At 41.9% G+C, this 26,061-nt stretch carries 25 protein-coding genes; 4 read left to right on the plus strand and 21 right to left on the minus strand.

Going from position 1 to position 26,061, the window contains the following annotated elements; translation table 11 throughout:
* Positions 1–220: 220 nt before the first annotated feature.
* From A7968_RS19070 to trmJ, 9 genes are all read right to left on the minus strand, one after another.
* Entirely contained in the window at positions 221–1,648 is a 1,428-nt protein-coding gene (locus A7968_RS19070) for an NAD-dependent succinate-semialdehyde dehydrogenase (RefSeq protein ID WP_064668136.1), read from the minus strand.
* Positions 1,649–1,992: 344 nt separating this feature from the next.
* A complete protein-coding gene (gene fdx, locus A7968_RS19075; protein ID WP_016710654.1) occupies positions 1,993–2,331 on the minus strand; it encodes an ISC system 2Fe-2S type ferredoxin in 339 nt (112 codons plus the stop codon).
* A gap of 11 nt (positions 2,332–2,342) precedes the next feature.
* On the minus strand, positions 2,343–4,205 hold the full coding sequence (gene hscA, locus A7968_RS19080) for a Fe-S protein assembly chaperone HscA (RefSeq protein ID WP_064668137.1): 1,863 nt from the start codon (positions 4,203–4,205) through the stop codon (positions 2,343–2,345).
* Positions 4,206–4,256: 51 nt separating this feature from the next.
* Entirely contained in the window at positions 4,257–4,784 is a 528-nt protein-coding gene (hscB, locus tag A7968_RS19085; protein WP_064668138.1) for a co-chaperone HscB, read from the minus strand.
* A gap of 94 nt (positions 4,785–4,878) precedes the next feature.
* A complete protein-coding gene (iscA, locus tag A7968_RS19090) occupies positions 4,879–5,202 on the minus strand; it encodes an iron-sulfur cluster assembly protein IscA (protein WP_064668139.1) in 324 nt (107 codons plus the stop codon).
* A gap of 9 nt (positions 5,203–5,211) precedes the next feature.
* Complete coding sequence (iscU, locus tag A7968_RS19095) at positions 5,212–5,595, minus strand: Fe-S cluster assembly scaffold IscU (protein ID WP_016710658.1); 384 nt, start codon at positions 5,593–5,595, stop codon at positions 5,212–5,214.
* A 40-nt stretch (positions 5,596–5,635) separates the two neighbouring features.
* The gene (locus tag A7968_RS19100) at positions 5,636–6,853 is read right to left on the minus strand and encodes an IscS subfamily cysteine desulfurase (RefSeq protein WP_064668140.1); all 1,218 of its coding nucleotides are present in this window, start codon (positions 6,851–6,853) and stop codon (positions 5,636–5,638) included.
* A 23-nt stretch (positions 6,854–6,876) separates the two neighbouring features.
* Complete coding sequence (iscR, locus tag A7968_RS19105) at positions 6,877–7,368, minus strand: Fe-S cluster assembly transcriptional regulator IscR (RefSeq protein WP_064668141.1); 492 nt, start codon at positions 7,366–7,368, stop codon at positions 6,877–6,879.
* A 262-nt stretch (positions 7,369–7,630) separates the two neighbouring features.
* Entirely contained in the window at positions 7,631–8,353 is a 723-nt protein-coding gene (gene trmJ, locus A7968_RS19110; protein ID WP_064668223.1) for a tRNA (cytosine(32)/uridine(32)-2'-O)-methyltransferase TrmJ, read from the minus strand.
* A 202-nt stretch (positions 8,354–8,555) separates the two neighbouring features.
* Between trmJ and A7968_RS19115 the strand changes: the two genes are divergently transcribed.
* Positions 8,556–8,903: a four helix bundle protein gene (locus A7968_RS19115; protein WP_064668142.1), complete on the plus strand. Its 348-nt coding sequence runs from the start codon at positions 8,556–8,558 to the stop codon at positions 8,901–8,903.
* 191 nt (positions 8,904–9,094) lie between these two features.
* The gene (gene suhB / locus A7968_RS19120) at positions 9,095–9,898 is read left to right on the plus strand and encodes an inositol-1-monophosphatase (RefSeq protein ID WP_064668143.1); all 804 of its coding nucleotides are present in this window, start codon (positions 9,095–9,097) and stop codon (positions 9,896–9,898) included.
* Positions 9,899–10,089: 191 nt separating this feature from the next.
* Here suhB and A7968_RS19125 read toward each other — a convergent pair whose 3' ends face one another.
* The 7 genes from A7968_RS19125 to queA form a co-directional block, all read right to left on the minus strand.
* Positions 10,090–11,877, minus strand: a complete 1,788-nt coding sequence (locus A7968_RS19125) for a GGDEF domain-containing protein (protein ID WP_064668144.1) — start codon at positions 11,875–11,877, stop codon at positions 10,090–10,092.
* Positions 11,878–11,971: 94 nt separating this feature from the next.
* Complete coding sequence (locus A7968_RS19130) at positions 11,972–12,502, minus strand: hypothetical protein (RefSeq protein ID WP_064668145.1); 531 nt, start codon at positions 12,500–12,502, stop codon at positions 11,972–11,974.
* Between the two features lie 419 nt (positions 12,503–12,921).
* Positions 12,922–13,869: a protein translocase subunit SecF gene (gene secF, locus A7968_RS19135; RefSeq protein WP_064668146.1), complete on the minus strand. Its 948-nt coding sequence runs from the start codon at positions 13,867–13,869 to the stop codon at positions 12,922–12,924.
* A 9-nt stretch (positions 13,870–13,878) separates the two neighbouring features.
* Positions 13,879–15,738 (minus strand): protein translocase subunit SecD, encoded by a 1,860-nt coding sequence (gene secD, locus A7968_RS19140; RefSeq protein ID WP_064668147.1) that lies wholly within the window; start codon positions 15,736–15,738, stop codon positions 13,879–13,881.
* A 22-nt stretch (positions 15,739–15,760) separates the two neighbouring features.
* Positions 15,761–16,099 carry a preprotein translocase subunit YajC gene (yajC, locus tag A7968_RS19145; RefSeq protein ID WP_016709184.1) on the minus strand — a complete coding sequence of 113 codons (339 nt, stop codon included), beginning with the start codon at positions 16,097–16,099 and terminating at the stop codon, positions 15,761–15,763.
* Positions 16,100–16,125: 26 nt separating this feature from the next.
* Positions 16,126–17,253 carry a tRNA guanosine(34) transglycosylase Tgt gene (tgt, locus tag A7968_RS19150; RefSeq protein WP_064668148.1) on the minus strand — a complete coding sequence of 376 codons (1,128 nt, stop codon included), beginning with the start codon at positions 17,251–17,253 and terminating at the stop codon, positions 16,126–16,128.
* Between the two features lie 159 nt (positions 17,254–17,412).
* Complete coding sequence (gene queA / locus A7968_RS19155; protein WP_064668149.1) at positions 17,413–18,444, minus strand: tRNA preQ1(34) S-adenosylmethionine ribosyltransferase-isomerase QueA; 1,032 nt, start codon at positions 18,442–18,444, stop codon at positions 17,413–17,415.
* Positions 18,445–18,611: 167 nt separating this feature from the next.
* Here queA and A7968_RS19160 point away from each other — a divergent pair, with 167 nt between their 5' ends.
* Both A7968_RS19160 and A7968_RS19165 read left to right on the plus strand, forming a co-directional pair.
* Positions 18,612–21,137, plus strand: coding sequence for an EAL domain-containing protein (locus A7968_RS19160; protein WP_064668150.1), 2,526 nt, complete (start codon positions 18,612–18,614; stop codon positions 21,135–21,137).
* A gap of 203 nt (positions 21,138–21,340) precedes the next feature.
* Positions 21,341–21,565, plus strand: a complete 225-nt coding sequence (locus A7968_RS19165) for a hypothetical protein (protein ID WP_064668151.1) — start codon at positions 21,341–21,343, stop codon at positions 21,563–21,565.
* Positions 21,566–21,603: 38 nt separating this feature from the next.
* Here A7968_RS19165 and A7968_RS19170 read toward each other — a convergent pair whose 3' ends face one another.
* The 5 genes from A7968_RS19170 to A7968_RS19190 form a co-directional block, all read right to left on the minus strand.
* Positions 21,604–22,515, minus strand: a complete 912-nt coding sequence (locus A7968_RS19170) for a hypothetical protein (RefSeq protein WP_064668152.1) — start codon at positions 22,513–22,515, stop codon at positions 21,604–21,606.
* A gap of 5 nt (positions 22,516–22,520) precedes the next feature.
* Positions 22,521–23,117 carry a hypothetical protein gene (locus A7968_RS19175; RefSeq protein WP_064668153.1) on the minus strand — a complete coding sequence of 199 codons (597 nt, stop codon included), beginning with the start codon at positions 23,115–23,117 and terminating at the stop codon, positions 22,521–22,523.
* The gene (locus A7968_RS19180; RefSeq protein ID WP_064668154.1) at positions 23,110–23,652 is read right to left on the minus strand and encodes an RNA polymerase sigma factor; all 543 of its coding nucleotides are present in this window, start codon (positions 23,650–23,652) and stop codon (positions 23,110–23,112) included. Before A7968_RS19180 ends, A7968_RS19175 begins: the two co-directional genes overlap by 8 nt.
* A gap of 111 nt (positions 23,653–23,763) precedes the next feature.
* Positions 23,764–24,690 (minus strand): hydrogen peroxide-inducible genes activator, encoded by a 927-nt coding sequence (locus tag A7968_RS19185; RefSeq protein ID WP_064668224.1) that lies wholly within the window; start codon positions 24,688–24,690, stop codon positions 23,764–23,766.
* 92 nt (positions 24,691–24,782) lie between these two features.
* Positions 24,783–26,051 carry an inorganic phosphate transporter gene (locus A7968_RS19190; protein WP_064668155.1) on the minus strand — a complete coding sequence of 423 codons (1,269 nt, stop codon included), beginning with the start codon at positions 26,049–26,051 and terminating at the stop codon, positions 24,783–24,785.
* Positions 26,052–26,061: the final 10 nt, after the last annotated feature.

A 26,061-nucleotide genomic window follows, 5' to 3' on the forward strand; every position in this document is an offset into this window, starting at 1 on the left:
ATCAGCTATCAGCTATCAGCTATCAGCTATCAGCTATCAGCTATCAGCTATCAGCTATCAGCTATCAGCTATCAGCTATCAGCTATCAGCTATCAGCTATCAGCTATCAGCTATCAGCTATCAGCTAAAAATTAAAAACCGCACTTGTGTTTAGTCAAGTACGGTTTTTATTTATGTCTAAAACTGACGGCTGACGGCTGACGGCTAAAAGCTTCTGGCTTTAAATTTTCATACACACATATTTTTCTTCGAGGTATTCGTCTAGCCCTTGGTGGCCGCCTTCGCGACCTAAGCCTGACTGTTTTACACCGCCAAATGGTGCAACAGGATTTGAAATCAAACCTTCGTTAATACCAACCATGCCATATTCTAGCGCTTCGCTAACTCGGTAGATTTGTTTAATGTCTTGGCTATAAAAGTAAGCCGCTAAGCCATATGGGACATCGTTTGCCATTGCCAACACTTCAGCTTCTTCATCAAAAGCAATAATACTAGCGACTGGGCCAAATACTTCTTGATGGTAAATATCCATTTCACTGGTAACTCCAGTTAAGATCAGTGGCGCCTGAAAGTTACCACCAAGATCTTTATCATCACCAATTTTTGATGCTCCTTTAGCCAATACATCGGCAACTAACTCTTGCACTTTTTGCTTGGCCTTAGGATAAATTAATGGACCAATATCAGTATCTGCGTCAAAGCCATTTGCAACTTTTAATGCTGCTACTTTTTTTGTTAGCTTTGCGAGCACTTGATCAAGTACGCTGCGCTGCACAAAAATGCGATTAGCCGCCACACAAGTTTGCCCACCATTTCTAAATTTAGCGCCCATTAAACCGCTTACAGCTTCATCTAAATCAGCGTTATCAAAAATAATAAACGGTGCATTGCCACCAAGCTCCATTGACGTACGCTTAATAGTTGGGGCACATTGCGCTAGTAATTGCTTACCTACATCCGTTGAGCCGGTAAAAGTGAACTTACGAACAAGTTCAGATTCAGTGAGTAACTCTCCGACCATTTTAGCGTTTTCAGAAAGCAAGACATTAAAGGCGCCTTTTTCAAAACCAGCTTGATCAGCTAAATATGCTAACGCTAATGCACAAAGAGGTGTGTGCTCAGAAGGTTTTAATACAAAGCTACAACCTGCGGCATAGGCTGGCGCAACTTTACGCGTTACCATGGCGATGGGGAAATTCCACGGCGTTATGCCTGCAACCACACCAATTGGTTGTTTAAAGCTCGATAATCTGTGGTTATCATCAGTAGCAGGGATCAGCTCACCGTAACTGCGTTTTGCTTGCTCTGCATACCATTTTATAAAACCTGCACCATATTCAACTTCACCCTGCGCTTCTTTAAGTGGTTTGCCCTGCTCCTTGGTCATTAATTCAGCAAGCGTTTGTTTATGCTGCATTACCAATTCATACCAACGCATTAAAACATTACTACGGGTGGTGGCATTGGTTGATTTGAGTTTAATAAATGCGCCGTGAGCGGCGTTGATGGCAAGCTTTACACCCGCTTGGTCAATATCACTGACCGAAGTAATGCTTTGTTCTGTAGCGGGGTCGATTATATCAAAATGACTAGCGGTCGAGTAAAACTCACCGTTAATGAAAGAGTCGCTAAATAATAGATTATCCATAAAACCTCCAAAGCAATTATTACGGCATATAGCCAATGTGATGTTCATTACAGGCAAGACATAAACAATTTGCACAAAGAGAAGACAATGAGAGTAAATGAGAAAACATAGCCATTTATTTATATCTTCCTCTTAAGCGCAGCGCCCTCTTAACCTCTTTGTGAGTAAATCACTTAAATCTTGCGCGGCATAAAGCCGCGCCTACGCTAATTTAAACTCCGCTGCAAACCCGTAGCCGCGAGTTTACCTCACGCTGGTTTTTCATATTTATAAACAAAAACACCGCGTTCAAATTGAGCGCGGTGTTTTCTTAATGCTTATAGCTTATCGCTAAAAGCTCAATATCAATGCTCTTCATTAACGATATTGAGATTGTACTTCGGTATTTCAACTATTAAGTCTTCGTCACGAATAATTGCTTGGCAACCAAGGCGTGATTCTGGCTCTAAACCCCATGCTTTATCTAGCATATCGTCTTCAAGTTCATCGCTTTCATCTAGAGAATCAAACCCTTCGCGGATCACTAAATGACACGTGGTACAGGCACATGACTTTTCACACGCATGGGGAATACTGATACCGTTTTTAAGTGCTACATCAAGAACAGTTTCACCGCTTGGTGCATCAATTGCAGCGCCGTCAGGACATAATTCCGGATGGGGAAGAAAAATAATTTGTGGCATTCGAACCTCTTTTAAACGTTGTCTACTGACTGCCCTTGCAGTGCTTTTTTGATCGATGCATCCATTCTTAACTCAGCAAATTTACTACTGGCGTTATCAACTTTTTCAATGGCTGCTTTTATTTCATTTGGCTCGGTGGCTGTCTCGCGAACGGTCACGAGTTTAGCAATTTCTGCATTCAAGTTAGTTAATTCATGTTCATCAAGTAAAGCGCTATCGGTTGCCAGTGATGCATAAAGTGCCTCAATAACACGCAAAGCTTCAACTTGCTGCTCCTTGAGCATACGTGCTTGCATGTCATCTTTGGCGTTAGTCATCGACTCTTTAAGCATATTAGCGACTTGATCGTCAGATAAACCAAATGATGGTTTAACCTGGATTTCAGCTTGTACACCCGTTGATTTTTCCATTGCCGATACACTCAGTAAACCATCGGCATCAACTTTAAACGTAACGCGAATATGCGCCGCACCGGCTGCCATGGGTGGAATACCTTTTAAGCTAAATTTAGCCAATGAGCGGCAATCGTCAACCAATTCACGTTCACCTTGCAATACATGCAACGACATTGCCGTTTGCCCATCTTTAAAGGTAGTGAACTCTTGTGCGCGTGCAACAGGAATTGTGGTATTACGTGGAATGATTTTCTCAACCAAGCCCCCCATGGTTTCAAGGCCAAGTGACAATGGTAAAACATCAAGTAATAACATGTCTGAATCAGGCTTGTTACCTACTAACACATCAGCTTGTAATGCCGCGCCCAGTGCAACCACGCGATCAGGGTCAATAGAAGTAAGTGGCTCTTTATTAAAGAACTCAGCAACTTGGCTACGTACAATTGGCATACGAGTTGAACCACCCACCATCACCACTTGCAGTACTTCGTCATTACTGATGCCTGCATCTTTCACTGCACGGCGGCATGAACGAAGTGTCTTTTTAACCAAAGCCATGGCTAATTCTTCAAACTTTTCGCGGGTTACTTCAACCGTGTACTTTTCGTTGTCAAACTCAAGGCCAACATTCACTTTTGCGTATTGGCTAAGTGCTTCTTTGCAGGCTTTTGCTTTATTGATGAATAAACGTAAGTTTGAAGGTGATAATGTCATCACCCCTGTTTCACGTTTAAAGTGATCCACTAATAATGAGTCAAAATCATCACCGCCAAGGCTTGAGTCACCACCGGTTGCAAGTACTTCAAATACACCTTGGTTTAGGCGCAGAATTGAAATATCAAAAGTACCGCCACCTAAATCATAAACCGCAATAATACCTTCTTGGCCTGAGTCTAAGCCATAAGCCACTGCGGCTGCAGTTGGTTCGTTTAATAATCGTAGTACATTTATACCTGCAAGCTCAGCGGCATCTTTAGTGCTTTGGCGCTGCGCGTCATCAAAGTAAGCAGGTACGGTGATCACGGCACCTAAAATATCTTGCCCTGCAAAGCTTTCTTCTGCGCGTTGCTTTAACGCTTTTAAAATATCGCTGGATGCAGTGACTGGACTGATATTGCCTGCTGCGGTAGTAATGACAAGTGCGCCATCCTGTTGGCAAAAATCATACGGTAATTGACCATAGCTGTGTTCAATCTCAGCTTGGGTTTTACCTAAAAAACGTTTAACTGAAACAAGCGTATTGGCAGGATCTTGCGTAGCCGCTTGTGCCGCTTCTGCACCAACCGTAACGCTGTCAGCTTGATAGCGAACAACAGAAGGGAGCATAGCTGCACCACTAATATCGGTAAGGGTACGGGCTTCGCCACTTTGCACTGTCGCAACTAATGAGTTGGTAGTACCCAGATCAATACCTATTGCTAACTTATGTTCGTGTGGTGCCGCGCTCTGCCCCGGCTCAGCAATCTGCAATAATGCCATAATGCTCTTTAACTCTTGTTTGACTTACTTGTTGTTCAGTAAGTTAGATAATTAATCGTCGAATAAACTGTCTTCAATTCGCTCTAATTCATCGCGTAATTTGTACACGAACTTTAATTTGCGAATATTATCAGCGGCTAACTGCCATTGCTGCTCATCATTACTTGCTAATTGCTCTGCTAACTGCGCGCTATATTGGCTATCAAGTTGCTTTATTTGCTGTTCAAACCGGGCTATCGCTGCATCGGGATCAGCACTTGTAGTTAGCTCTTCAAGTTCTTCACGCAGTTCCATTTGTTGCATTAAAAAGAGTGGATCTTGCAACGTTTGCTGTTCAGCTCGAATATCTACGCCGAGTTCACTGAGCATATATTCAGCACGCTTTACTGGGTGCTTTAAAGTTTGTAAGGCGTCATTGATTTCGGCTGTATTTTGTACAGCTAATAATTTATCGCGGCTACTAGCGTTGGCATGACGGTCAGGGTGAACAGCACGCTGGAGTTCGAGGTAATTTTTATTTACTGTTGCCAAATCCACATTGTAATCAACCGGTATCGCAAACAATTCAAAATAGCGCATAATTCCAACCATGCCAAATTAATGTATTGGCTTAAAATTCAGATAGAACAAAGCCCTACAAGTGCAGGGCTTCAATATACAGCTCTTTTAATCTTTAAACTGTGAAACTTTCGCCACAACCACACTCATCAGCTTGGTTTGGGTTAATAAATTTAAACCCTTCATTCAAACCTTCTTTGGTGTAATCAAGCTCAGTACCATCAATATAAACCAAGCTTTTAGCGTCAACGATTACTTTCACCCCTTGGGATTCGAATACTTCGTCGCCGTCAGTTAACTCGTCAACAAACTCAAGAACATAAGCAAGACCTGAACAGCCCGTCGTTTTAATGCCTACGCGCAGGCCAAGGCCTTTACCGCGATTTGCTAAAAATGATTCTACGCGGTTTGCTGCCGCATCTGTCAATGTCACTGCCATGATTATCTCTTACTTCGCTTGTTTACTTTTGTAGTCTGCAATTGCTGCTTGGATTGCATCTTCAGCTAAAATTGAACAGTGAATTTTCACTGGTGGCAACTCAAGCTCAGCACTGATATCAGTGTTTTTGATCATTGCAGCTTCATCTAAAGTCTTACCTTTAACCCACTCTGTTACCAGTGATGATGAAGCAATTGCGCTACCACAACCGTATGTTTTAAATTTAGCGTCTTCAATGACGCCTGCAGCTGATACTTTAATTTGCAGCTTCATTACGTCACCACATGCTGGTGCGCCAACCATACCGGTTGCTACTGATGGATCATTTTTGTCTAAAACACCTACGTTACGTGGGTTTTCAACATGATCGATTACTTTATCACTATACGCCATAATACTATCCTCATTACCTGCTAGCGGATGTACTCATCAATTAATGATGAGCCCATTCAACTGAATCTAAATCAACACCTTCTTGATGCATTTCCCAAAGAGGTGACATCTCACGTAAGCGACCGATAGAGTTCTTCATTAAATTGACGGTATAATCAATCTCTTCTTCGGTAGTAAAACGACCAATACTGAAACGAATTGAGCTATGTGCTAATTCGTCGTTACGGCCAAGCGCACGTAATACATAAGAAGGCTCTAAGCTTGCTGAAGTACAGGCAGAGCCTGATGATACAGCAATATCTTTTACAGCCATCAATAACGACTCACCTTCAACAAAGTTGAAGCTGATGTTAACAATTCCTGGTACTGATTGATCTGGTGTACCATTGAAATACACTTCTTCCATATCAGCCATGATGCCATCAATTAAACGCTTACGTAGCGCACTGATGTGTGCATGATCTTTTTCAAAGTCTTGTTTTGCGATTCTAAACGCAGCGCCCATACCAACTAATTGGTGTGTCGCTAAAGTACCTGAACGCATACCACGCTCATGACCGCCACCGTGCATTTGTGCTTCTAAACGAGCACGTGGCTTACGGCGAACATATAAAGCACCTACGCCTTTCGGGCCATATACTTTGTGTGCAGAGAATGACATAAAATCAACTTTAAGTTGTTGTACGTCAATTAACACTTTACCTGCGCTTTGCGCGGCATCAACGTGGAACATAATTTTACGTTCACGACACATTTCGCCAATTGTCGCGATATCTTGAATTACACCAAGCTCGTTGTTTACGTGCATGATGCTTACTAATACGGTATCGTCACGCATAGTTTGTTCAAGCTTTTTAAGATCAAGTAGGCCGTTTTCTTCAACGTCCATATAAGTAACTTCAAAACCTTGACGCTCTAGCTCACGACATGTGTCGATCACAGCTTTATGCTCAGTTTTAGCGGTAATAACGTGCTTACCTTTCTTTTTGTAAAACTGTGCTGCACCTTTAATTGCAAGGTTGTTTGATTCTGTCGCACCCGAAGTGAAAACGATTTCACGTGGGTCTGCGTTAATTAGATCTGCGATATCAGTACGCGCCTGATCAATCGCCTCTTCAGCTTGCCAACCAAAACGGTGTGAACGTGATGCAGGGTTACCAAAATTGCCATCCATTGTTAGGCATTGCATCATTTCTTTTGCAACACGCTCGTCAACTGGCGTGGTTGCTGCGTAATCTAAATAAATCGGTAACTTCATTTCTTTCTCCGCTGGACGCCAACCTATAATTGGCAGCTTACTTGAATATTTTCCAATTGCTTAATTGCATTGCTAACGTTGCTTTTTTGGCGAGATGCAACTGCTTGCACATCTGATTGTTCCACCAACTCCGCAAGAGTAATACCATTTAAAAAGTCTTCTATTCGGGCACTTAAATCTGACCATAGGGTGTGCGTCAAACAACGCATACCACTTTGACAACCACCCGTTGCACCATGACAACGGGTTGCATCTATTGATTCATCAACAGCATTGATCACATCGCCAACCGAAATAGCATGCGTTTCACGGCCAAGTAGATAACCACCACCTGGACCACGCACAGAGCTTACTAAACCATTTTTACGTAATCGGGCAAATAACTGCTCAAGATACGACAACGAAATTTCTTGTCGCTCTGAAATATCGGCAAGGGGAACTGGCCCTACACTTGCGTGTAGCGCAACATCAAGCATCGCTGTGACGGCATATCTGCCTTTTGATGTTAACTTCATTTGAGCCCCCGCACTAAAGAGTGCAAATTTTAATTACCAGAGTAAAATAGTCAAGTATTATATTAGAAGCTATCAGCTATCAGCTATCAGCTATCAGCTATCAGCTATCAGCTATCAGCTATCAGCTATCAGCTATCAGCTATCAGCTATCAGCTATCAGCTAAACTTCAATACCCGACTATTTTAGTCAAGTATTGTGTTCATTGTAATTACCTGAGTAATTTAGTCAAGTATTAGCAGCAAATAGTCTTATAACTTTCGCTTATTTAGTAGACTTATTTATTGAGGTTAAAATTCCACGTAAGATATTTAGCTCTGCATCTTCAGGGCGTGCGCGGTTAAATAACCGGCGCAGCTTGGTCATTACCATACCTGGATGTTGTTTAATGATAAAACCAGTATCGAACAGTGTTTTTTCTAAATGCTCGTAAAATAGCTCTGTTTGTTTTGAGCTTGGGTAAATTGCATCGTCTTCTTGAGTTACTTTAGGCTGTTGTGTTAAAAAAGCCATACGGGTTTCATAACATAATGTTTGCACAGCCATAGCTAGATTAAGAGAGCTATATTCTGGGTTGGCAGGGATACACACATGGTAGTTACATAACTGTAATTCTTCATTGCTTAAGCCGCTGTTTTCACGACCAAACACTAATGCAACAGGACCATTCACGGCTTCAGCCACTAGTTTTTCACCACACTCACGCGGCTCAACCATAGGCCATGATAAGGTACGTGAACGTGCACTCGTGCCAATTGTGAGCGCACAATCAGCAATTGCATCAGCTACGGTATCAACAATCACCGCATTACCTAGTACATCAGTAGCACCCGCGGCTAATGCGCTGGCGTGGCTATCTACTTCACACGCAGGATCAACTAAATAAAGTTTTGATAAGCCCATGGTTTTCATCGCGCGGGCTGCTGAGCCGATGTTACCTGAATGCGAGGTGTTGACTAAAACAATACGGATGTCATCTAAGATCATTGCGGTGCTACTTTCACTCATACAAAAAATTGCGCGGATTATAACACAGCGATAAGCTGTAAGCGATAAGCTGTAAGCGATAAGCTGTAAGCGATAAGCGATAAGCTGTAAGCGATACATCGATAATAATCTCAGCTATTTATTTGACCACAGACTCAAATCTAAGCTATACAATTTAAGTACCTAAAAAGGAACTTGGATTATGAATTTTGAGAAATTAGAAGTATGGAAACGTTCAGCTCGATTAAGTGCAGATATTTATATCCACACTAAACAAATAAAAGATTATGGATTTCGTGACCAGCTAACCCGCTCAGGCTTATCGGTTCCTAGTAATATTGCAGAAGGAATGAGTAGAGATAGCAATAAAGAAAAGAAGCGCTTCCTTGATATTGCAAGATCGTCACTTTCAGAGGCTCGCACTCAAATATATATTGGAATTGAAATTAAATTTATAAACAAAGAGCAAGGTGAGCATTGGCTACAGGAAACAAGGGAGTTATCTGCAATGCTTAATAGCCTAAAAAACAAATTAAGCGGTAATGATTAAGTAATGCACGATACTACTTATAACTTAAAGCTTAAAACTCTACAGCTTTTCTCTTACAACTCAACTACGTACAAAAAACACTCAAAACTTTTTGGGGTTTATTGTTTACTTTGTGGCAAAAATCGCTAGAATACGCCGGCTGAAATATATAGAAATATATACACGTTCTTTTACAACCCAAAGGTAACACCATGCATCCAATGTTAAACATTGCGGTTCGCGCTGCGCGTAACGCAGGCAAAATTTTACTTCGCGCAAGTGAAGATTTATCAAAAGTTGAAGTGCAACAAAAAGGCACTAACGATTTAGTAACCAATATTGATAAAGAAGCCGAAGCCGTAATTCGCGACACAATTTTACAGTCTTACCCTACTCACTCTATTGTTGGTGAAGAGCTAGGTGAGCACGTAGGCAAGGATGCAGATTACCAATGGATTGTTGATCCTATTGATGGCACTACAAATTTCATCAAAGGCATTCCTCATTATGCGGTTTCTATCGCACTTAAAGTTAAAGGTCGTTTAGACCAAGCAGTTATCTACGATCCAATTCGTGGTGAGCTTTTCACTGCTTCTCGTGGTCAAGGCGCACAGCTAAACAGCAAACGTCTTCGCGTAAGTAAAACAACTGTTTTATCAGGCACTGTGCTAGCTACTGGTTTCCCGTATAAAAACAAACACCACATGGATGCTTACACTGAAGCATTCAAGGCATTGTTTGTTCATACTGCTGATATTCGCCGCGCTGGTTGTACGGCATTAGATATGGCGTACGTTGCAGCAGGGCGCGTTGATGGTTTCTTTGAGATTGGCTTAAAACCTTGGCACAGCGCTGCGGGTGAGCTAATGGTTAAGGAAGCTGGCGGTATGGTTGTTGATTTCGCTGGTGGTAATAATTATAGCCACAGCGGTAACCTTATCTGTGGCGCACCAAAGCTGACTCAAGCAATCATTCGTGAAATTCGCCCAGTTTTAACTGAAGCGTTACTTCGCTAATTATTAGTGTGAGTAAACTATAAAAAGGAGCTTAGGCTCCTTTTTTAATGCTAAAAGTGAAATAAGTGAGGAAAAGTAGCTAGTCATAATTATTATTTTCTAGTTTTTGGCGTGCTTACCTTTTAGGTTTAAATTAAGCTACACGCTAGTGAGTGAATACTCAAGTAAAACAACTTCTCCTTAAAATTATTTCACATTGCTTGTTTTTCCGAGTTTATACGAACAACCGCAAGTGCGGGGCCACGTCGTTTGCACAAAAATAGATAACTGTGCCGATAACGCTTCGCTTCTTTTTTAGCATCGGTTGCCAACGCAGCAATTTGATGACTGTTAGTGCATTGCTCTAAATCTGGCTCTACAACACCAATTGATAATGTTAACAATGGCACAAATTGTTTTTCACCTTCACGGTTACTGGCCCAATAACCGCCACTGGCAATATGCTCTGGGGTAAAAAAGGCCCGTGATTTTAACTCAAAATCACTAATTATTTGATTACAAACAACCTCAGCATCATCGCCATCAAACACCACCATAAAATCATCGCCGCCAATATGACCAACAAAACTTGGTATGTTACTGCATGCCTGGGTGGTCACATCCGCTAGCAATTTTATAACACTGTCACCACTGGCGTAACCATATAAGTCATTAAACTGTTTGAAGTGATTTAAATCTATATAAGCGAGTGCGAAGCCGTGTTTTACTCTTAGTCTATGTTCTATCGCTTCATTTATTGCCACATTACCAGGTAGCATAGTGAGTGGGTTAGCATGCTGGGCATGGCGTATTTTCTCTTCGGTAATGTGTTTTAAAATATCGCGAAGTGGCGCAAGGCCCAAGTATCGTCCAGCACGCGTGATGATAATATGGCGGCGAATATCAAAGTCATTTTCTGTTATTTTCTGGCTCACTGTATCAAGTAACTGATTTTCATCAACGACTAAAGGTTGCTTATGCATTAATGCTGTGACGGGTTGTTTATCATATAAAGCGTGACCGTAAGGCGCTGCAAATACTTCCGTTAGCTGGTCTTTGTGCAACAAACCTATTGGTTGCAAATCTTGGTTAACAATAGCAATACTGATAATTGCTTTATCTTTTTCAAAAATATTATGGGCATCTTTACAACGAGTATGGCTATCAATAGGTGTTTGTTCAACTGCCAGCCAACCAATTGCCATTGATTGCTCAAACTGATCAGCTAATGGTGTAAAATTTAATTGCTGCAATTGTTCGGAGTTAAACTCTGCACTTGGCCGTAAACTTGGCCGCTCAAGCAAAAATCCTTGCGCGTGCACTATGCCAAGGCTTTCGAGTAAACTAAGCTCTTCAGGACGCTCTATTCCCTCGGCTATAACCGCTGTTTTAGTGACTTTAGCAAGTTCAATAATGGATTTTAAAAATTCTTTTTTAACCACACTTTCGTCGCAGTGATCAATAAAGTAGCGATCAATCTTTACATAATCAGGGCATAATTCTGACCATTGCTTTAACCCTGAGTAACCCGCTCCTAGGTCATCAATGGCAATTGAAAAACCCAGCTTGCGATAGTGAGCAATGGTTTTCAGTAATAAAAAGCCATCATCCACTTTTTCTTGCTCAGTCACTTCAATAACCACTCTATTAGCAGCTAAGCCAAATTGTTCAACAAGGTGTAATGTTTCACCTTTAGGATGGCAGGGATCAAGTAACGTTTTCGGACTAACATTTAAAAACAATTTGCCTTGCAGCTTTAGTTTTATAAAGTTTTCGATTGCCTTAGAGCGGCATAGCAATTCAAGTTCTGAGATTTTGTCGTAATTCACCGCAGCACTAAATAATGCATTAGGCATTTCTAGTACGCAGCCTTTAGGGCCACGACTAAGCGCTTCGTAACCTAATATTTGCTGCTCGGCAATATCAAAGATGGGTTGAAATAACGTGGTAATTTCACTGTTTTTTAAGATATTTTCTAATATACCAAGCCGATCACTCACTATTATTAACCCATAACTTCATTAAGAGGCGGTTAAAGTAGCAAGAGCGTATGACAATTTTATGGCAGCGCAGTGTGTTGCACTGAATAATTAGTTAGTTATTTAATGCCCGTGCAACCTGCTCAAAATGCGCTATGACTTCAATCATATCAAGTTCTGCGTTTTGATAAGCGTGTTGTTCAACTAACCCCAAGCGTGCATTCGCTTGCACTGTTGCTGGATGCACTAGTAAATCCTTCGCGTGATAACATATAGGCTCGTCAAATTTAGGCAATTTGCCATCGCTATGATACCCACTTTCAATTTCATCTATGGGCAATGAAGAGAGCACCGTCGCCACGTCGCTCAGCGCAGCTAAGTACTCAGTACATCGGGGATATTTAACAACAAACTCTTTAATTAAGGCCTGCGATAAGGTGACTAACTGTGCGGATTCTGCCTCTAAGCTGGCCGCATCCTTTCTCGCACGAATATTACTTAGCAAGGTATTAGCTTGATGTGAGTATTGCTCAAATACGCTTAATTGTGCAGGTTTGGCGACATGAGCAGCTTGTTGAGCTGTTATGTTGTTATCGCATCCGCTAACAATAATTAGACTACTAGCGACTACAAGTGGCTTTAACATTAGTTAGTTACATTAATACTTAATCAATAATGACTATTATAGGGAATATTTAATTTCATAAATAGCAATAATTAACAGCATGCCTTTCAAGCTGCGCGGCATAAAGCCGCGCCTACGCAAATCCAAATAGCAATACCAACCCGTAGACGGAATTACTTAACCACAGCACCATTAACTTTATCTCTTCCTCTGTGAGCTCTGTGCCCTCAGTGGTGAATAAATTACTTAAACATCTTTTGCACAAAGAGAAGACATTAGAATATTTTTAACAACGCGGTGGCAAGCCACTCGCCTACAAGTTATTAAGCAGCAAAATAACTCTATACTCCCGTAGGCGTTAAGTTTGCTGACGCACAAACACTTAAAAACAAAAAACCGCTCGTTGAGCGGTTTTTTAAAGGTAAACTTAGACTTATACCTTATGGCATAGCGTCTAAGTCGGCACCTTCTTTTTCGATCACTTCTGGTATTAAATCTTCTTTGCTTACGCCCATTGCAATAGCAACGGCACTTGCAACATAAATTGAAGAATAAGTACCAATAAACACACCAAATAACAATGCTGTAGCAAAGCCGTGGATAGTCTGGCCGCCCCAAGCAAACAAGGCAATCAATACTAAGATAGTAGTGATTGAAGTTACTAAGGTACGGTTAAGTGTTTGCGTTAATGAAATATCAATGATCTCAATAGTGTCGTCGATACGCACTTTACGGAAGTTCTCACGAATACGGTCAGATACAACAATGGTATCGTTCAGTGAGTAACCTATTACTGCCAGGATTGCTGCCAAGATTGTTAAATCGAACTCTAGACCTAACACTGAAAACAAACCTAGTGTAATAATTACATCGTGGAGAAGTGCCGATACAGCACCTACCGCAAAGCGCCACTCAAAGCGAAATGCAACGTAGATCAAGATACAAATCAGCGCAGTTAACATGGCAAGGCCACCCTGCTCTTTTAAATCTTCACCAACACTTGGGCCAACAAACTCGATGCGGCGCATGACTACGCTGTCGTCAGCCTTTTTAAGTGCATCAATAACTTGGTTACCAATGACTTCCGCTTTTACATCATCACCGCGCGGTGCTAAACGTACTAAAATCTCTTGGCTTGAACCAAACAATTGCACCGATGCATCTGCAAAACCGTTTTCGGCAAGTACTGAACGTACCTTCTTTAAGTCTGCAGGTTGAGCAAAACCAACTTCAACCGCAGTACCACCGGTAAAGTCTAAACCAAAGTTTAAACCTTTAACGAAGAACGATGCGAATGAGGCCAAAATAAGTAGCGTTGAGATGCTCATTGCAACTTTGCGCAGCGACATAAACCCTAAAGTTCTGCCGCCTAATTTTAAAATTTGCATATCTGCTCCTTAAATTGACAGCTTATCAATGCGCTTACCACCAATACATAAGTTGATCACCGCACGGGTACCAACAATGGCTGTAAACATTGAGGTGATAATACCAATCGCGAGTGTTACTGCGAAACCTGCAATTGGACCTGTACCCACTGCAAATAAGATAATTGCAGCAATTAAGGTAGTAATATTAGCATCAAAAATTGTACTAAAGGCACTGTCATAACCATGGTGAACGGCCTGTTGCGGACTACGTCCATCAGCCAACTCTTCACGAATACGCTCAAATATTAGTACGTTGGCATCAACGGCCATACCTACGGTTAATACAATACCGGCAATACCTGGTAGTGTTAATGCAGCACCTGGAATAAGTGACATCACACCAACAATCAGTACTAAGTTAGCTGCTAGAGCAATATTTGCCACTAAGCCAAAGCCTTTGTAGTAAACCAACATAAAGATCAATACAAATAAGAAGCCTAATGCAACTGCGGTCATACCCGCTTCAATATTTTCTTGTCCTAAGCTTGGCCCTACCGTACGCTCTTCAACAATCTGAATTGGCGCCACTAAAGCACCAGCACGTAATAATAAACTTAGGTTATGTGCTTCAGCAGGGTTATCAATGCCGGTAATACGGAATGAACGATCAAGACGCGCTTGAATAGTTGCAACGTTAATGACTTCTTCCACTTTAATTGGTGGTAGCGCTTTGCCATTTGCGTCTGTTTTACCAGAAGGCTTGTACTCAATAAATACCGTTGCCATACGCTTACCAATCGCGCGCTTAGTAAAGGCATTCATTTTTGCGCCGCCTTTACTATCAAGGCTAATACTTACTTGCGGGCGTTGGTATTCATCAGCACCAGATTGCGCGCCAGTAATGTGGCTACCTTCTAAAATAATACGTTTTTTTAGAACAACTGGGTAACCATCACGGCTCATGATCATTTCAGTGCCAGGAGGTATACGCCCTTGTGCCGCGGCTGAAGGATCTGCATTTTCGTCTACTTCACGAAACTCTAGGGTTGCTGTTGCACCTAAGATCTCTTTCGCTCGAGCGGTATCTTGTACACCAGGTAGCTGCACAATAATACGCTCAGCACCTTGGCGTTGTACGTTCGGTTCAGCAACACCAATTTGGTTGATACGGTTACGAATAATGGTTTCGTTTTGCTTGATTGCATAGTCACGAATTTCCTTTAGCTTTTGATCACTAAGGCTGGCATAAAATGCATTATCGTTTGAACTATCATCAATGAAAATGTGTAATGGGTAACGTGACTGTAAGAAGCGCTCTGCAGCGTCTTTGTCTTCTTCGCTGCGCATTTCAACGCGCAGACGTTCAGTACCCGCCACGCGACGAACGGTGCGATAACGCAGTTTTTCTTCACGTAAGTCACTTTTATAGTCTTGATCCATCTGTTCCAGCGCGTTATCAACCGCTGTCACCATGTCGATTTCCATCGTAAAGTGAACACCGCCACTTAAATCCAAGCCCAATTTCATTGGATTGCCACCAAGGGCTTTTAACCAATGAGGTTGCGCCGGGGCCATGTTAATGGCTGAGATGTAGTCTTCACTTAATGAATCACGCAATAAGTCTTGCGCTTTAAGTTGCTCTTCAACGTTTTTGAAACGGATCAACACTTGACCACTTTCTAAAACGACTGACTTAGCGGTTACGTTGTGTTCTTTGAGGGTCGCGTTTACTTTGTCTACAACACTGAGATCGGCATCGGTTCCTTTAGTACCTGAAATTTGTATGGCCGGATCACGACCATACAAATTAGGAGAGGCATATAAAAGACCTATCGCAATCACAGCTAGAACAAGTAAATACTTCCATACTGGAAACTTGTTTAACACGTGGGCGTCCTTCTTTTTATTATTATAGCGACTTCATTGTGCCTTTCGGCAATACCGCTGATACTGCTGATTTTTGTACTGTCACTTCAGCTTGATCATTTAGTGAAATAACGATGAAGTCTTTATCCTCAGAGATTTTAGCGATTTTACCCACTAAACCACCTTGGGTTAATACTTCGTCGCCTTTCGCCATCGCATTCATTAGCGCTTTATGCTCTTTTACGCGTTTAGCTTGCGGACGGTAAATTAAGAAATAAAATACTAGGCCAAAAATAGCTAGCATAATCAACATCTCATAACCACCACCGGCTGGAGCTGCACCTGCCGCACTTGCGTGGGCGTTTGAAATAAATAAACTCATAACACTTCCTCTTTAATTTTTAAAATTTAATTTGTGGTCTCTGCAAGCTCTGGCACTTCTTGGCCGCGGCGTGCATAAAAATCATTTACGAATTCATCTAACTTGCCTTCACTGATCGCATTACGTAAACCTTCCATAACACGCTGATAATAACGCAAGTTATGAATAGTGTTTAGTCGTGCACCTAAAATTTCGTTGCATTTATCAAGATGATGTAGGTACGCACGCGAATAATTCTTACACGTATGGCAATCACACTCTGGATCCAGTGGAGCTGTGTCTGTTTTATGTACTGCGTTGCGAATTTTAACAATGCCACCAGTAATAAATAAGTGACCATTACGCGCATTACGGGTTGGCATTACACAGTCAAACATGTCGATACCACGACGCACAGCTTCAACTAAATCTTCTGGTTTGCCTACGCCCATCAGGTAACGCGGCTTGTTCTCTGGCATTTTATAGGCACAATGATCAAGAATGTTGATCATCTCATTCTTAGGCTCACCCACAGATAAGCCACCTAATGCATAACCATCAAAGCCAATTTCTTCTAATCCGGCTTGTGATTGTGCGCGTAACTCAGGATACATACCGCCTTGAATAATACCAAACAAGGCTGATGGATTGTCACCATGGCCTTCTTTTGAACGCTTAGCCCAACGAAGCGATAACTCCATTGACTCTTTTGCTTCTTTTTCTGTGGCTGGATAAGGCGTACATTCGTCAAAAATCATCACGATGTCTGAGCCTAAGTCACGTTGCACTTGCATCGCTTTTTCTGGCGAAAGCATGATTTTTTCACCATTTACTGGCGAACTAAATAACACACCTTCTTCGCTGATTTTACGCATTGCACCTAAACTAAACACTTGGAAACCGCCTGAGTCAGTTAGTATAGGGCGATCCCAGTTCATAAAGCCATGTAAGCCACCATGCTGTTTGATGATTTCAGTGCCAGGGCGTAGCATTAAGTGAAAGGTATTACCTAAACAAATGTGCGCGCCAGTATCTTTTACCTCATCTGGGGTCATGCCTTTAACGGTGCCATAAGTACCTACTGGCATAAATGCTGGCGTTTCTACTACGCCTCGCTCAAAAATCAAGCGGCCACGGCGGGCTTTACCGTCTGTACGGTCTAATTCAAATTTCATATCATCCTCAATGTCAGAAAAACAGTCCAACAAGCTATAATTTAACCGCTCGATTCTACCATTAGTTACTATGGCATTACTATTAATTGGGCTAAAAGCTGAAATTAAAAGTAAAAAAACCCAGCATTTTGCTGGGTTCTAAACTGATTTAAGAAGGCTTTATTTCCGAGTCAGAAACATCGCATCACCGTAACTGAAAAAGCGATACTTTTGTTCGATTGCAGTTTGATAAGCACTCATAATATTTTCCTGCCCAGCAAACGCACTGACCAGCATAATAAGTGTCGATTCTGATAGGTGAAAGTTAGTCACCATGGCATCAACCACATTAAATTGGTAACCCGGATAAATAAAGATATCCGTATCGCCAAAGTAGCTAGCTAATTGCCCGCCATGTATTTTAGCCGCCGATTCAAGTGAACGAACCGACGTTGTCCCCACGGCAATAACGCGGCCGCCTTTGGCTTTCGTGGCTGCCACTGCGGCCACCACATCATCGGGTACTTCAATATACTCTGAGTGCATTATATGATCATCAACCGAATCTACCCGCACTGGTTGAAACGTACCCGCGCCTACATGCAAAGTAACAAAGGCCATGTTTACGCCTTTCGCTTTTAATGCCGCCATTAGCGAGTCATCAAAATGCAGGCCTGCAGTAGGTGCCGCAACGGCGCCAGGCTTTTCGCCATACACGGTTTGATAACGTTTACGGTCTTCGTCGGTATCTGGGCGATCAATGTACGGCGGTAAAGGCATATGACCAATATCGTTTAAAATTTCCAGCACATTTTGCTCACCCGTAAAGTCCAATTCAAACAATTCACCATGACGCCCAACCATGGTCGCTTCAGCTTTGCCTTCAAGAATAATGATTGTGCCAGGTTTAGGCGATTTGCTGGCGCGGACATGGGCAAGCACACGATGCTCATCAAGCACTCGCTCTACCAGCACTTCCAATTTACCGCCTGATGCTTTTTGGCCGTACATTCGCGCGGGGATCACTTTAGTATTGTTAAATACCAACAAGTCATTTTCATTTACTAAATCAAGAACATCACTAAAAACCTTATGTTCAACTGTGCCACTTGGGCCATCTAAAGTCAGTAAACGGCTGCTGGTTCGATCCTGTTTAGGAAAACGAGCAATTAATTCATCAGGTAGGTCAAAGCTAAAATCGGCCACGCGCATAGGATATATCCAGATCAAAAAAGTCGCGCCAAGTTTAACTGTATCGCGCTATTAGCTCAACCAACGGCCTGAATAAAAATACCCTGAATGTTCTCTTGTGGTTCGGGACAAATGGCATTATTCTACTGGACTGAATTAAAGTTGGGTTGAAAAGAGGTATGACATAGATGGCTAAGCAGCTAAGTTTGCTGATCTTAAATGCCAGTGTCGCTGAGCGTCAGGCAGTTAAGTCAACCTTAAGTCGACTTAATGTATTTACTTTTCTTGAAGTAGCCGACAGCCAGCAAGCCCTCGAAATTTTAAAGTCTCAAGCTGTTGATGTCATTATTACCGGGCTCAATGTTGGTAAAATCGATGGTTGGCGATTCTCGCGGATGATCCGTTCTGGGTTATTAAAAACCCCAAAAAACACCCCAATCGTACTCACGCCACCTATTTATTGTGAGCGTATAGCAGAAACCACTGCTCGTAGTTACGGCATAGATGCGGTACTGCCATTTGAGCGCCAAGATATGCTACCGCAAGTGTTAGCGAATGTGTTATCGACTCATTTAGAAAAAAGCAGCCGCTTAGACTTATTGCTGCTTGAAGCCGACAGCGCTAAAGCAGCCGAAATAACACAACACTTACAACTCAACTTTGCCTGTACCCATGTTGCTAATAATAAACAAGCGCTAGCTATCTATTTACAACAAAAGTTTGCCATCGTATTACTTGATGCAACCGCCGAAAATGCCGGAGCTGCAAGCCAATTAGTTGAAGAAATTTTACAGCATAATCCAAAGCAAGCCATTGTAACCATTATCGACACGAAAGATGCAAACCATGCTGAGCAACTGCTACTTTCGGGTGTTACTGATTTCATTCGTGCGCCCTACGAGCATTCATTGCTCACAAAAGTATGCGACCATGCTGCACGTCGCGAAGATTTTATGGTCAGTTATGCCGAGTTTGCGCAAAAGGTTGAGCAGCTCAGCCAAAGTCAAAATCGTTATAAAGAGCTGTTTTCAGCCCATCAACGGATCCTGTTACACCTAAATACTGTGGTGCTTGAATTTGATCAACAAGGGCGAATTCGTTTTATCAACCCTGCTTGGGAAGCACTCAGTGGTTTTGGCATAAAACAAACCTTAACCAAAGCACTCTCTGACTTTTGTATTAATGACTGTAAAGAAAAGCTGCTTGATACCATTAGCAGTATTTTGCAAGGCGGCGCTTTGCAACAGCAGGTAGAAGTACAAATTATTCATAAAGATGGTCGCGCTATCTGGGTTGAGTGTCGTTTACAACTGATCAAAAACAGTAGTAATGCGGCAACGATAACCGCCACTATCGATAATATTCATGAGCGTAAGCAAGCTGAATTACAGCTACGTCATTTGGCCTTACATGACACCTTAACAGGTTTACATAATCGCTATTATTTTGATCAACAACTGAATCGAATTTGCCAACCACAACGCACCTATGGCGACATAGAGCACGCCTTAATTTATATCGACCTTGACCACTTTAAAATTATTAATGACAGTAAAGGCCATCAACAAGGTGATATCGTCCTAAAAGAAGTGGCACAGCTATTTACCGCCAATATCAGTGACGAGCACTTAGTGTGTCGTATCGGTGGTGACGAATTTGCAGTGATCTTAAAGAATATGAGCTTGCTTGATGCGCACTTAATCGCAGAAAGCATTTGTATGGCAATTGAAGGCCATCAGTTTAAATCTGAAGAGCAAGTGTATTCAATCAGCTGCTCGATAGGCTTAACGCAGATCACAGCCGCCAACCACGATCCGAGTGAATGTTTAAAACAAGCCGATATTGCTTTATATGTTGCAAAAAGCTTAGGTCGTAATTTAGTGCATTGTTACTCAAAAGAAGATGCCAACCATAACACCTTGCAAGCTGGCTTGGAGTGGGGACACAGTATTCGCCAAGCGCTGCAGCAAAACCAAATTGAATTACATTACCAACCAATTTGGAATTTCAAACAAGGTGGCGTCGCTTATTTTGAAGCGCTATTACGATTAAAACTCGATGGTGAGCTGATCTTCCCCAATCAATTTATTCCATCATTGGAATTACTAAACGATACCTACTTGATGGATCAATGTGTGATCAGCAATGCCATTGCTGCCATCGCAGTCAATCCCGAACTAAATCAAGTTGCAATTAACCTCTCGGCGCAATCGTTTTTAGATGAACGCTTATTACCACATATCGAATCCACTCTTGAAAAGTGTCAGGTCGTTCCGACTCGGGTTATTTTTGAAATCACCGAATCAGCCAGTATTAATAACCTGACGGCCACCCGACTAATGATTGAGAAACTCAATCGCTTGGGCTGCCATTTCTCAATAGATGACTTTGGAACAGGCTTTAGTACCTTTAATTATCTTAAGCAACTGCCTGCGCAACACGTGAAAATAGATGGCTCATTTGTTCGTGATATGCTCAATGATCCGATTGATTTAGCACTCGTTAAAGCAATTAATGATATTAGCCGCTCGCTAGATAAGCGCTCTGTAGCTGAGTATGTAGAAAATAAAGAGATTTTTTTAGCGCTGAAGGAAATTGGCGTTGACTACGGGCAAGGATACTTTATTTCTCGTCCTGTACCGATAGAAAAAATTAAACATCAATTACAAAAAATTTCTGAAAACAAAACTTTTTACGAACAATCACCTAGCTAGAACTGTTACATTTTTAAACAATTCAAGCTGATTTTTTACTTCCATCTTAGAATAACTCATCTATACTTTGTCTATCGCTTGGCAAATGTCTTGTTATTATACTGATTATCAAAAAATAACATGACATCACCGAATGACCACAACATACTACGTAACAGATAACATATTGTTATTAGTATTATTGTCAATTTATGGAGTGAATTATGACGCAATTAATCGTGCTATTACTAGTGGTAAACTTAGGGATAACTTACCAATGCTACCGTAACGCCGAACGTAAAGGCTACCCGGTAACAACATTTACTTGCTTAGGGCTGGTACCCTATTTTAATTTAGTGGTGTGGGTGTATTTATTGTTTTTACCCGATATTACGCCGTTCAATAAACAGTTTGAGTATGAAGGACATAATGAAAAGCAGCCTTTATAATCGGCTGCTTTATTGGTCAGGGATTTTTTACCGTGCCATTAAAACTGATAGCTAATTGCTTTAAGGGCTAACTCGCTGGCTTTAATGTCACCCACTACGCATTTTTTTATATCTGCCTTAGTGAATACTTTGATCAAACTCTGGTTTTTATCAGCCAAACCTTTGAGTACGAAACTGACACGCTCATCGTTTGGCAAACTACGTAAACCACTGCCATAGTCACAAAGCGTTAAACTAATACTGTTATTAACCTGTGCGAGCAGCTTTTGCTGCTCTGCTGCTTGTTGCTTTTCACGCTCAGCTTGTTTTGCGGTGATATCTTGGCGTAACTGCTGCTGCTGTTTTGTGAGTGTAGTTTGTTGCTTTTCAAGCTTAGCGATATCTTTTTCGAGTGTTTTTTTACGTTGTTCAAGCTCTTTGGCTTCGGCGCTATTATCATGGCGGCTAGCAAATTCTAAATCACGCTTTTCACGTTCCAACTCACGTAAATCTCGGCTAACATCGCGCTCTTGCTCAGCAATCTCACGTACTCGCTCCGCACCTTCGCGCATAACTTCCATCGCTTGTTGGTAAGCTTCACGTGATGATTCAACAGCCTGCTCACTTAATACTTCAACATGCTCAGTGATGAATTCAACATCCACATTTGAAAAATCAATGTCGGGCAACGGTGGCAATGGCGCATTTGGCGCGTTACTAAAAATGGTCTGCCAACGACTTGCGCCTCTAACATCCAGCTCAAATACCACGCCTTGACCAACAAAGTAGTTAGCAGAAATTGCGCGGATCTTTTTATCGGTATCCTGCTTTAAAGCGCTACTTAAAATATTTTCCATAATACCGACTTCGCGCTGGATAGCGGCCAATTCTGCAGGGGCTTTTGCTTGCAGGTTGCCAGCTGCACAACCAATAACCGCAATGATAGCGCTGCTGATAAGTTTTTTATTCATGCTCTTTACTCCTGGTTTTTCGCAATGGCGGCCATTGGCTGCTCTTGTACTTGTTCGGCTAAGTCGTTTAGCTGCATCCGCAGATACGCTTGATCTTGAGCACGCAGGGTTTTGATATAGGTAATTAAGCTATTAATGTCTTCTTGGCGTTCGACGCGTCCTGTGGCAATCGCCTCTTTAGCCAGTTGATACATGTGTTGCTGTTGTAATTCATTTTGCGCCGTTATAATTTTTTGCAGTTGGTCAATTTGCTTTTGCTGTGACTCTAATAACTGCGTTTGTTTCGCGACCTGATCCAGTAATTCGGGAGCCTGTTGCTGCGGCATAACTAAAAATACCAGCGAACAAATCATGACTGATGCTGCAACAGCCCATATACCGGCCACACCAAATACGCTCTCTGAAGCGACCTGTGGCATCGTTGATTGGCGATCCCATTGTGGTACTGGCACTGTGTTATATTCGCGACTATGTTGTTGCCAAACTTGTGCTTGGCTCATGAGCGCACGATATTCAGGGTCATTTTCAAGCTGCTGTAATTGCGCATCACTTAAAACGTTCCCCTCTAACCATTGCTCAAAAAGCGCCTCTAAATTAGCCATCAACGGCCTCCAAATGAACCTTTAACTTGCCTAATGCACTGTATAATCGTGACTTGGCGGTATTTGTGGAAATATCCAGTTGCTCTGCAATCTCTTCAAAAGTGCAATGCTGAAAAAACTTTAGCTCCACTACTAAACGTTGCTCCCACGGTAAGTTATTTAACATCGTTGTTAATTGTTGATGTTGAACTTGCACTAACTGATTGCTCTCCAGCTCGCTGTGCTCACATGCCTGTTCAGGCACTTCATCAAGACTCTGGAAATGCTTGCGACGACGATAATACTCAACGCTGCGACGGTGTACTATCTGGAACACCCAAGTGTTAAAACTTGATTCACCACGAAAACTTGGCAAACTTTTATACACAGAGATAAACACCTCTTGCATTAAATCCATAGCATCATCAGGGTTACTAAGCATGCGCAAGCAATAGTTATAAACTTGGCTTTCATGCTGTTTAACCAACTTAAGCCAGGCGCGTTTATTCCCTTGCTGTGCTTTGGCGATTAATGTTTCTATTGATTGAAAAAACACGATTCTCGATGCTTAGTTATTTTACTTATTAGGTTAGTCGATAGTGCGAGGAAGATAGTTTGGAAAAGATGAAAATAAATTAAAATAAATGAAAAAGCTCACCTAAATGAGCTATTCCTGCATAGATGGTATTAAACGGCACTGCTGCTTTAAAAAGCCCTCTAGCATTTGGCTAAATAAGCGAAAGTCTCGAATGCGTCCGGTGGTTTTGCGCCATAAAATGCCAATATCACGGTATGCATCACCTTGCGAAGGCGTTGCTAGCATATTCTTATGCGCTAAAATACCGGCGTTAATCGCCATTTGCGGTAAAAACGTCACCCCTAGCTGGTGCTCAACCATGCTCAGCAATGTATGCAAACTAGCGGCTTCAAACGGGTTGATACAACTGGAACGGTTCAAGTGACATGCACTGAGCGCATGCCCCGTCATACAATGCTCTCGCTCTAATAAGAACACGCTGGCTTCAGGGAGCAAGTTAAAATCTTCAATGTTTTTAGCGGGTAAGTAATCTTTGTGATGCACTAAACAAAAATGATCTTGCGCGAGCACTTGGGTATGAAACTTCTCTGTATCATAAGGTAGTGCTAACAAGGCCATATCGATATGACCATGCTCTAACTTATCCAGCAAGCTATCGCTGGTATCTTCAACCAGAACCAGCTCTAAATCGGCAAATTGTTGCTGACAAAGGTGATATAAAGGCGCGGCAATAAAACTAGCAATGGTTGGAATAACACCGAGTGTGAGCGTACCGCTTAGTGGTGTTAAATGACTTTTAGTCAGCTCTCTAACACTGAGTGTATCATCAATAATTTTTCGTGCCCGCTCGACCACTTCTTCACCGATGGCGGTGAACATCAAGCTGCGGTTTTCACGTTCGATGAGTTGGCAACCGAGTGTTTCTTCAAGGGTTTGAATCGCACTACTGAGTGTTGACTGCCCGATGAAACACGCACTTGCTGCGCGTCCAAAGTGCTGATGCTGATGAACTGCCAATAAATACTGCAGTTGTTTAATACTTGGTAAGTTCGTCATACTTTCTTTACCCACAAATAAAAAGACCCCAACACCAAGGGCATTGAGATCTTTTCAAGCTAAAAGTCTGTAATACTCAAAAGCTGCTGGATTTAAACTCCAAAGGCAGTTCTTAGTATGTAGAAAATAACAATAGCAAGGGCAGCGCCAACTGGCAACGTAATTACCCAAGAAACTACAATGTTTCTGATCACACCCATGTTAAGTGCAGCAATACCACGAGCCATACCTACCCCTAACACCGCGCCAACTAAGGTTTGGGTGGTAGAAATTGGTAAGCCAGTACCTGATGCAATAACAACCGTAGATGCTGCGGCTAATTCAGCAGCAAAACCACGACTTGGTGTTAAATGGGTAATGCCTTCACCAATGGTTTTGATTACTTTCTTACCTAAAATAGCAAGACCCGCAACAATACCAAAGCCACCTAGTGGTAAAATCCACCATGCGATTGACGCTTGTTTAGCTATTTCACCATTGTTTTCAACAATGTTTACAACTGCAGCAAGTGGACCAATGGCGTTAGCAACGTCATTCGAACCATGCGCAAAGGCCATACAACATGCTGTCAATACCATTAAGATAGCGAACACTTTCTCAACATTATTAAATTGCATTTTCTTATCGGCTTTTGGATCTATCTTTAAGCGAGAGATAACAATCTTACCAATAATAGCTACAATCACAGCAATACCGACGGCTAATAAATAACCTTCAACCGCACCGATATTAATACCAATATGCTTTAAGCCTTTTTTGATGGTAACCAAAGACATGATAAAGCCCGCTAGACCCATATAAATTGGTACATAGCGTTTAGCGTTTTTAAGTGGTGCATCGGTATCAAAAATTAGTTTTTGCGCACTCATGAAGATCAAATACGCAATAAAGCCTGAAATTGCAGGGGTTACAATCCAACTCCCAACAATGCCTGCTACTTTATTCCACTGAATCGCTTCGCTGCCAACTGCAACTAAGGCAAAACCAATAATCGCGCCAATAATTGAGTGTGTAGTAGATACCGGCCAACCTAAGAAAGATGCAATTAGCAACCAACTACCGGCTGCAAATAATGCCGAGATCATACCCAATACCATTAATTCGGGAAGTTCTAAAAATGGTGTTGAATCGATAATACCTTTACGAATTGTCGATGTTACCTCACCGCCAGCTAAGTAGGCGCCCGCAAATTCAAAAATCATCGCAATAAAAATTGCTTGTTTAATGGTTAATGCTTTTGAACCTACCGATGTGCCCATCGCATTAGCAACGTCATTCGCGCCAATACCATAAGCCATAAAAAAACCGACTGCTGCGGCAATTAAAATTAATACCGTGCCATAAGATGCAATGATATCCATTGTGTAACCC

This window comes from Pseudoalteromonas prydzensis (genome assembly GCF_001661495.1).
GTDB lineage: Bacteria > Pseudomonadota > Gammaproteobacteria > Enterobacterales > Alteromonadaceae > Pseudoalteromonas > Pseudoalteromonas prydzensis.